This window comes from Caulobacter sp. P1_B12_2 (assembly GCF_056406675.1).
Map to the genome: position 1 here is coordinate 1 of NZ_JBFTZS010000317.1, position 7,936 is coordinate 7,936.

8 protein-coding genes and 2 pseudogenes are annotated in these 7,936 nt (G+C 66.8%); 3 read left to right on the top strand and 7 right to left on the bottom strand.

From position 1 onward, the window contains the following. Positions 1 to 843, top strand: an 843-nt coding sequence (locus AC1DZ6_RS17815; protein ID WP_477098481.1) for a beta-1,6-N-acetylglucosaminyltransferase, incomplete at its 5' end; no start/stop codon positions are given. A gap of 42 nt (positions 844 to 885) precedes the next feature. Here AC1DZ6_RS17815 and AC1DZ6_RS17820 read toward each other — a convergent pair. The 5 genes and pseudogenes from AC1DZ6_RS17820 to AC1DZ6_RS17840 form a co-directional block, all read right to left on the bottom strand. Then, positions 886 to 1,024: pseudogene (locus AC1DZ6_RS17820) on the bottom strand (hypothetical protein). A gap of 253 nt (positions 1,025 to 1,277) precedes the next feature. Beyond that, positions 1,278 to 2,435: an acyl-CoA dehydrogenase family protein gene (locus AC1DZ6_RS17825; protein WP_477098482.1), complete on the bottom strand. Its 1,158-nt coding sequence runs from the start codon at positions 2,433 to 2,435 to the stop codon at positions 1,278 to 1,280. A 100-nt stretch (positions 2,436 to 2,535) separates the two neighbouring features. Continuing rightward, a pseudogene (locus tag AC1DZ6_RS17830) lies at positions 2,536 to 3,684 on the bottom strand (acyl-CoA dehydrogenase family protein); the annotation flags it as partial. A gap of 136 nt (positions 3,685 to 3,820) precedes the next feature. Next, positions 3,821 to 4,714 (bottom strand): nicotinate-nucleotide--dimethylbenzimidazole phosphoribosyltransferase, encoded by an 894-nt coding sequence (locus tag AC1DZ6_RS17835; RefSeq protein WP_477098483.1) that lies wholly within the window; start codon positions 4,712 to 4,714, stop codon positions 3,821 to 3,823. A gap of 61 nt (positions 4,715 to 4,775) precedes the next feature. Further along, positions 4,776 to 5,117 carry a hypothetical protein gene (locus AC1DZ6_RS17840; protein WP_477098484.1) on the bottom strand — a complete coding sequence of 114 codons (342 nt, stop codon included), beginning with the start codon at positions 5,115 to 5,117 and terminating at the stop codon, positions 4,776 to 4,778. A 105-nt stretch (positions 5,118 to 5,222) separates the two neighbouring features. Between AC1DZ6_RS17840 and AC1DZ6_RS17845 the strand changes: the two genes are divergently transcribed. Next, on the top strand, positions 5,223 to 5,480 hold the full coding sequence (locus AC1DZ6_RS17845) for a DUF1289 domain-containing protein (RefSeq protein WP_477098485.1): 258 nt from the start codon (positions 5,223 to 5,225) through the stop codon (positions 5,478 to 5,480). A gap of 9 nt (positions 5,481 to 5,489) precedes the next feature. Here the strand turns inward: AC1DZ6_RS17845 and AC1DZ6_RS17850 are convergent, their stop codons facing one another. Next, the gene (locus AC1DZ6_RS17850; protein WP_477098486.1) at positions 5,490 to 5,849 is read right to left on the bottom strand and encodes a hypothetical protein; all 360 of its coding nucleotides are present in this window, start codon (positions 5,847 to 5,849) and stop codon (positions 5,490 to 5,492) included. A 276-nt stretch (positions 5,850 to 6,125) separates the two neighbouring features. Between AC1DZ6_RS17850 and AC1DZ6_RS17855 the strand changes: the two genes are divergently transcribed. Continuing rightward, positions 6,126 to 6,626 carry a TIGR02281 family clan AA aspartic protease gene (locus AC1DZ6_RS17855; protein WP_477098487.1) on the top strand — a complete coding sequence of 167 codons (501 nt, stop codon included), beginning with the start codon at positions 6,126 to 6,128 and terminating at the stop codon, positions 6,624 to 6,626. Between the two features lie 7 nt (positions 6,627 to 6,633). Here AC1DZ6_RS17855 and dusA read toward each other — a convergent pair whose 3' ends face one another. Next, the gene (gene dusA / locus AC1DZ6_RS17860; protein ID WP_477098488.1) at positions 6,634 to 7,653 is read right to left on the bottom strand and encodes a tRNA dihydrouridine(20/20a) synthase DusA; all 1,020 of its coding nucleotides are present in this window, start codon (positions 7,651 to 7,653) and stop codon (positions 6,634 to 6,636) included. Positions 7,654 to 7,936 lie beyond the last annotated feature (283 nt).

Consider the following 7,936-nt stretch of genomic DNA (forward strand, 5'->3'; position numbering starts at 1 on the left):
CCCAAACGCCTCTTCAAGGCCGTCCACGACCCCGACAACCACTACCTCGTGCATGTCGACAAGAATTCCGGCCCGGCCCTTGAGGCCGACATCCGCGGCTTCCTGGCAGCCTATCCCAACGCCGCCGTGCTGGAGAGCAAGAAGGCCCTGTGGGGCGGCTACAGCCTGGTCGACGCCGAACTGCGCGGCATGGCCAAGCTGCTGGAAATGGGCAAGGACTGGACCCACTTCATCAATCTCAGCGGCCAGGATTTCCCGCTGATGACCCAGAAGCGGATCAAGGCCTTCCTGACCCGCAACAAGGGCCAGGAGTTCATCCGCGTGCTGGACCAGGCCAAGGTTCGCCCCGACACCATGGGGCGGGTGCTGCAATATGTGGAGGAGCTGGGCGGTCGCATCATCGACACCCTGGCCACCCGTCTCTTCCTGGACGGCGCCACGCCCTATATCGGCACCCAGTGGAAGATCGTCAGCCGTGCGTTCTGCGACTTCGTCTGTCACGACCCGTCGGTCGAGCGCTACAAGGCGTTCTATCGCAACACCTTCATCGCCGACGAAGGCTTCTTCCAGACCGTGATCATGAACACCACCGCTCATGGCGAGGTGATCAATGACGACAAGCGGATGATCGACTGGATCCCGGACGGCGACATCAAGCTGCGCCCCCGCACCTTCACGGCCGTCGACGCCGTTTCGCTGACGACCAGCACGGATCTCTTCGCGCGCAAGTTCGACGCCGACGTCGACGCCGAGATCCTCGACATCCTGGAGGCTCACCTGCGAACCCAGGACGTCGCCAATGTCGATCAGGCTCCGGTTCTAGCCGAACTGCTGACGGCCTAGGACGCGCTTGGGCGGACGGGAACATCCCGTCCGCCCTCTCGCCTACTTCTTCGAACTCTTCGACGGCTCCGCGACCGGCGGCTTGGGCGTTTGCCTTCCGCCGACCAGCATCCCGCCCATCAGGGCGAAGGACAGCATGGCGTGGTTCATTCTCGATACGTTCATTGGCGGCGTCTCCCAGACAGGCCGTTGGGACCAGGAGACGCGCGCGGCTTACAGGGGCTTGCACCCTCTTAGTCGTCAGCGCGTCGTCGAAAATCATGCGCCAGAGCTTGCGAAACACAAGATAAATCATCCGAACCCTGACGAATTCCGCCCACGGACAATCGGTGTTTTCCTTGTCGGACAAAGCCTTGCGTCACAAAGAAAAAACCGCCCGCGACGGCATGTCGCGGGCGGTTTTGTCGTCAATCGGCGGTTGTCCGTAGGCTGTATCAGGCGGCCTTGCCGGTCGCGGACCCGAACGACAGGGATTCGTAGCGCTTCAGGTGGTGATCGACCGAGCCGAACAGGCCTTCGATGATCGAGGCGCGCTTGAAGTAGTGGCCGATGGCCAGCTCGTCGGTCATGCCCATGCCGCCGTGGATCTGAATGGCGTTCTGGCCCACGAACTTGCAGGCGCGGCCGATGCGGACCTTGGCGGCCGAGACGGCCTTGGCGCGCTCGGCGTCGCTTTCGTCCAGCTTGATGGTGGCCATGTAGGTCATCGATACGGCCTGCTCGACCTCGATGAACATGTCGACCATGCGGTGCTGCAGCACCTGGAAGTTGGAGATGGCGGTGCCGAACTGCTTGCGCTGCTTGGCGTAGTCCAGCGTGCCCTCGTGCAGCTTGCGCAGCACGCCCACGGCCTCGGCGCCGACGGCGGCGGTGGCCTCGTCCAGCACCTTGTTGACCAGCGGCAGGCCCTCGCCTTCCGCGCCGATCAGGGCGTCGGCCGGGATCGAGACGTTCTCGAAATAGACTTCCGAGGCCCGGCCGCCGTCGACGGTGGGATAGTCGCGGGTGACGATGCCCGGCAGGGTCTTGTCGACCAGGAACACCGAGACGCCGCCAGTGTCGCGCTGGGCGCCGCCGGTGCGGGCCGTGACCACCAGGTGGGTGGCGAACGGCGCGCCGACCACCACGGCCTTGTGGCCGTTCAGGACATAGCCCGAGCCTTCCTTCTTGGCCGTGGTCTTCAGGTCTTCCCAGGTGTAGCGGCCCTGCGGCTCGGCATAGGCGAAGGCGATCGTCGTCGTGCCGGCGATGATGCCTTCGATGACCGAGGTCGCGCCGGCGTAGCCCGAATGCTTCATGAAGCCGCCGCCGATCACCACCGTGCCCAGATAGGGCTCGATGACCAGCGCCTTACCGAACTCCTCCATGATGATCATGTTGTCGATGGCGCCGCCGCCCAGGCCGCCCAGCTCTTCGCTGAACGAGGCGCCCAGGATGCCCAACTCCTCGGCGAAGGCCTGCCAGTAGTCGGCGCGCCAGCCGCTCTCCGAGGCCACGATCTTGCGGCGGGTCTCGAAGTCGTACTTGTCCTGCAGGAAGCTCGCGACCGTGTCGCGGACCATCGACTGCTCTTCGGTGAAGTTGAAGTCCATCCCAGGTTTCCCGTCTCTGTCTTGGCCCCGTGCGGCTCGGCCGGCTTCGGGGGTGCGGTGTTCGTGTCGGAAGTGGCGGCGAGCGGCCCAGCCGCTCGCCTGTCTTGCGGACGTTGAAATAGGTCGGCGCCGCGCGATGGGCGAAGTCGGGGCCGATCGGGTGGGCGTTGTCGCCGTCGTTCGGGAAGCCGCGGAAGTAGGGCGCGCCGTAGTGGCCGGCGGCCTCCAGAACCAGTTCGGTGATCCGCTGCTGGATTTCGGTGCCCTTGATCTTCAAGACCGAGGACTCCGGACCGGGTCCCTTGCCGGCGGCTTCACCGGCCAGGGTGCGCAGCTCGGTGTATTCCAGGGCGGTGAGGTCGATCTCCAGGTCGGCGACCTTGCGCTTGAAGTCCGGGTCGGTCAGCAGCGGCTGGCCATCGTCGCCCAGTTCGACCTGGGCGATCTGGCGGATGCGCTCGATGCCGCGCTTGGAGCGCGCCACGCCGGCGATGCCCGAACGCTCGTGGGCCAGCAGGAACTTGGCGCAGGTCCAGCCCTTGTTCTCGTCATAGATGCGGTTCTCGACCGGCACCTTGACGTTCTCCAGCCAGACTTCGTTGACCTCGTGCTCCCCGCCAAGGGTGATGATTGGACGGACGGTGACGCCCGGCGACTTCATGTCGATCAGCAGGAACGAGATGCCTTCCTGGATCTTGGCGGTCGGGTCGGTGCGGACCAGGCAGAAGATCCAGTCGCCGTGCTGGGCCAGGGTGGTCCAGGTCTTCTGACCGTTGACCAGGTAATATTCCTTGCCGWCGTCGCCAGTGAAGCGCTCGGCCTTGGTCTTCAGGCTGGCGAGGTCCGAGCCCGCGCCCGGCTCGGAATAGCCCTGGGCCCACCAGATGTCGCCCGACAGGGTCGGCGGCAGGAAGCGTTCCTTCTGTTCGGGCGTGGCGAAGGTGTAGATCACCGGCCCAACCATGTTGATGCCGAACGGCAGGATCGGCACGCAATCGGCGCGGGCGGTCTCTTCGGACCAGATGTAGCGCTGAACCGAAGTCCAGCCCGGGCCGCCGTACTTCTCGGGCCAGGCCGGAGCCACCCAGCCCTTCTTGGCCAGGGTGCGGTGCCAGGAGAGGAAATCTTCCTTGGCCATCTCCTCGCCCTCCTCCTGCTTTTCGCGCAGGCCGGCGGGGTAGTTCTCGGCGATGAAGGCGCGGACCTCGTCGCGGAACGCGACGTCTTCAGGCGAGAAATCGAGGTTCATGGCGGACTCCCRGAATTCGGCCCTCTTGAGGGGCCGTCTTTTGACTTTCGGGAGTCACCTTAGAGTTCGAACGAGCGTTTGGAAAGATGACCTTAGCGTCAACGTAAACATTGTTCAGGTTGGGCCGTTCGAGGCCCTAGCGGACCTCGCAGGCCAGCCGCACCAGAGCCAGGGCGGTGACCCCGCCGACACCCTCTTCCTCGGCGAGGTCCAGATCGATCAACGGCCGCTTGCCCAGCGCTTCCAGCAGGCGGGCGTGGCCCTTGGCGGTCCCGACATGGCCGGCCTGGCAATGGGCGATCAGGGCCGGGTCGAGGGCGTGCAGCACGGCCGCGGCGGCGGCGGCGGCGTAACCGTCCAACAGCACCGGGATCCCCTGAACCCGGGCGGCCAGGATCGCCCCGACCAGGGCGGCGGTCTCGCGCCCGCCTAATTGGCGCAGCGCCTCAAGCGGGTCGGACAGGTCGCCTTCGCCGGCGGCGCGGGCGACGGCGGCCGTGATCGGCTCGGGCGCGACGCTCCAGTCCGCGGCCTCGCCGCCGAACAGCGCCAGAGCGATGGCGCCGGCCGCGCGGTCGGTCTCGGCGGCGATGACGCCGGGGATCAGCAGGTCCGGCTGCTTGGCCAGGGCCTCCATGCCGAAGGCCATGGTGGCGGCGCATTCCTTCTCGCTCATCGACGCCTTGGCGACCGCGTCGGGTGTCGGGCGATCAATGGCCAGATCGAAGGCTTCCAGCCCCGCGCCCTGCACGCCGGCGATGCGGCAGACATTGGCTCCGCCGGCGGCCACGGCCTCGAGGCGTTCGCGAGCGTAGCCGCGCGGCCCCACGCCCTGGCGCGCGCCGGCGTACAGAGCCACGACCGGACGCAACACCGCCGGGGGCGTCTTGCCGGTCCAGTCGGTCAGCCAGGCCGATACCTCGGCGAGGCGGTCGCCGCCCGCGAAGCTGGGGGGCGGAGCGGCCGGCGCGTCGGCGGCCAGCTTGCGGATGTCGTCGAAAGGCGAAGCGGCGGGAGCGGAAGAGGTCATGGGCGCGGGCTTAAGCCAGCCCGCGCCCGATGCAAAGACGTCCGATCGCCGGGAGCGGCGATCAGGCGCCGCCGGCGGCGCCGACCAGCGTCTTGCACGCGCCGTCGCGCTCGGCGATCAGCGAGGTCTTGGCGTCGTCCTTGGCCTTGCCGGCTTCGGACTTGGCGGCCCGCTCGGCGCCCTCGACGCGATCCTGGACCAGCGGATCGCGGCCCTTGTTCTGGGCCTTCACGAAGGCCTGCAGGGCGGTGGCGTCCGTAGACCCCAGGTTCGCCGCCTTGGCCAGGCCGAGGCAGCGCGAGGCGCGCACGAGCTCGCCGTCGCTGACGCGATCGGCGGCGAAAGCCGGCGCGGTCGCCGAAACGGCGAGCAGGGCGGCGGCGGTGAGACCGAGGATACGCATGACGACTCCTTTGAAGGGCTGAGAACTTTAGGGACGCAATCGACGCACGGGTTCGCGCCGCGAGCCGCTCTTGCGCGGCCCGCCTGGAACGGCGACATACGGGTCATGACCTCGGCCACGCCCCCAAAAACCCTGGATGGGGACACACTGAATTCGGCGCCCCGCCCTCCCCGCCCGATCGCGACGCCTTGCGTGAAGGTCTGCGCGGTGGACGGTCAGAGCGGCTATTGCCTGGGCTGCCGGCGAACCCTCGTGGAGATCGCCGGCTGGGTCCGGTTGAGCGACGAGGAACGGGCCGCGATCATGGCCGCCCTTCCCCATCGCCCGGATCCCCTGGCCAATCTGACGATCGACCAGGGCTGACATAGGGTCTTAGTTCGACGTGTTGACGGCCGCGCCGGTGGTGGCGCCGCTCAGCCAGGCCGAGCAGTTGCCGGCGCGTTCGGCCAGCAGCTTTTCCTTCTTGGCGCCCTCGGCCTTGTCGCCTTCCTTCTGGGCGTCGGCGATCTTGTTCTTGGCCGAGACACGGACCGGCCCCTCGCGGCTGGCGCCCTGGTCCCGCAGGAAGGCGTCGATGCTGGCGGTGTCCAGCTTGCCGAGCCCCTCGGAGGTGGCGAGACCGCGGCAGCGGGCGGCCTGCAGGAACTCGTAATTGGTGACGGAGGCGCCGGCCTGGGCGGCTCCCGCCAGGGCGGAAACGGCAGCGACAGTCGCGATGATGATCTTGTTCATGGCGGTATTCCCTCGATAAGCACTGAACTTGCAGGAGGTAATTTGCCGCAAATGGTCACGCCGTTTAAGTTAAATCGAAGTCATCTTGAACATTACACGGAGGTAACGATGTTATCGCTAAGTATTACAGTTTTTTAATTTGCTGATCGATTATCGATTAGTTAACTACGAAAGGTCGCGCCGGGATTGATTCACCGGTTGAAAACCCATTGCCCGCTATTCTCCTGGCAACGGCCGTAGAAACGGCCAGCAAGCCTGTATGGCGGGGTGACTTCGATGCTCAAGTTCGCGTCCATCGCGATCGTAGGCGCGCTCTCGGCGGTCGGGGCGGCGAAAGCCGTCGTGTCGCTGGACGATCTGCGCCAGCCGGACCTGCGCGGTCCCGCTCCTGTCGTCGCCGCTGCGGACGACAGCGCCGCCCAGATCGTCAAGGCCGCCGACGGCCACTTCTGGGCCGAGGCCAAGGTCGACGGTCGCGCCGTGCGCTTCCTGATCGACACCGGGGCCACGGCTGTCGCGCTCAGCCAGACAGACGCCAAGCGGCTGGGCATCGACACCAAGGCCCTCGACTACAGCTACAAGGTCATGACGGCCTCGGGCGAGACCCGCGCCGCCGCGGTCAAGCTGGCCAGCGTTTCCGTGGCCGGCGCCCAGGTGCGCGACGTCGAGGCTCTGGTGGTCGAAAAGGGCCTGGAGACCTCGTTGCTGGGCATGACCTATCTGGGCCGCCTGTCCAGCTTCCAGGCCACGCCGCGCGCGCTGGTCCTGCGATCCTAGACCCCGCCTAACCGGCGGCGGCTTCCAAGGCCCGCGCCTCGCGCGCATCGACCGCCTGGCGGACAGCCGCCAGGGCGCGGTCGACCACGTCCAGCCCCGCCCCGGCCCCGACGCCCTCGACGGTCAGGATCCGGCGCCACGCCCGCGCGCCCGGCAGGCCGTGGAACAGGCCCAGCATGTGCCGGGCCATCGCCGCCAAATGCACGCCCCCCGCCAGTTGGCCGGCCATGTAGGGCTTGTAGAGCTCGACCGCCTCGAAGGCGTCGATGTCGGCGACCGCCTCGCCGAACACCCGGCGATCGACCTGACCCAGCAGGCCCGGCTCGTGATAGGCGGCCCGGCCCAGCATCACGCCGTCGACGTGCTCTAGTTGGGCCAGCGACACGTCCAGATCGGGAACGCCGCCGTTGATCACGATGGTGAGGTTCGGACGCTCGGCTTTCAGGCGGTGAACCAGCGGATAGTCCAGCGGCGGCACGTCGCGGTTTTCCTTCGGCGACAGCCCCTTCAGCCAGGCCTTGCGGGCGTGGACGACGAAGCTGCTCACGCCGGCCTGGGCCGACAGATCGACCAGTTCGAACAGGCTCTGTTCCGGCTCCTGGTCGTCCACCCCGATCCGGCACTTGACCGTCACCGGCACGGACACCGCCGCGGCCATGGCCGCCATGCAGTCGGCCACCAGCTGCGGCTCGCGCATCAGGCAGGCGCCGAACCGGCCGCTCTGCACGCGGTCGGACGGGCAGCCCACGTTCAGATTGATCTCGTCATAGCCCCAGTCCTCGCCGATCTTCGCGGCGGCGGCCAGGTCGGCGGGATCGGACCCGCCCAACTGCAGCGCCACCGGATGCTGGCCGGCGTCGAACCCCAGCAGCTTCTCACGGTCGCCGTTCAGCACCGCGCCGCTGGTGACCATCTCGGAATACAGCAGCACCCGGCGCGACAGCACCCGATGCAGCGACCGGCAGTGACGGTCACTCCAGTCCATCATAGGCGCAACGGAGAATCTATGTGCTTGAAATTGCTGCATTTTTATCGCGTATTCAAAGAATTATATCGTCTGTATACACGCGTAAATACGACAGATTACGCCACTCTCCGCCACGGTTCGACGCGTGGCTGTACACAGGGAGAACACGAAAATTGGCCACGTTCGTGAAGCTCCCGTCCGGATCCTGGCGCGCCGTCGTTCGGCGCAAGGGCAGCTATATATGCGAGACCTTCCATCAGCGCGAGGACGCGCGACGTTGGGCCACGGCGGYCGACGCCGCCATCGACCGGGGCGGCAAACCCAAGTCCACGCGCATCGCCGA

Coding starts and splice junctions, on each gene's coding strand:
- AC1DZ6_RS17825 (WP_477098482.1), bottom strand. CDS start 2,435: ATGGACTTCAACTTCACCGAAGAGCAGTCGATGGTCCGCGACACGGTC.
- AC1DZ6_RS17835 (WP_477098483.1), bottom strand. CDS start 4,714: ATGACCTCTTCCGCTCCCGCCGCTTCGCCTTTCGACGACATCCGCAAG.
- AC1DZ6_RS17840 (WP_477098484.1), bottom strand. CDS start 5,117: ATGCGTATCCTCGGTCTCACCGCCGCCGCCCTGCTCGCCGTTTCGGCG.
- AC1DZ6_RS17845 (WP_477098485.1), top strand. CDS start 5,223: ATGACCTCGGCCACGCCCCCAAAAACCCTGGATGGGGACACACTGAAT.
- AC1DZ6_RS17850 (WP_477098486.1), bottom strand. CDS start 5,849: ATGAACAAGATCATCATCGCGACTGTCGCTGCCGTTTCCGCCCTGGCG.
- AC1DZ6_RS17855 (WP_477098487.1), top strand. CDS start 6,126: ATGCTCAAGTTCGCGTCCATCGCGATCGTAGGCGCGCTCTCGGCGGTC.
- dusA (WP_477098488.1), bottom strand. CDS start 7,653: ATGCAGCAATTTCAAGCACATAGATTCTCCGTTGCGCCTATGATGGAC.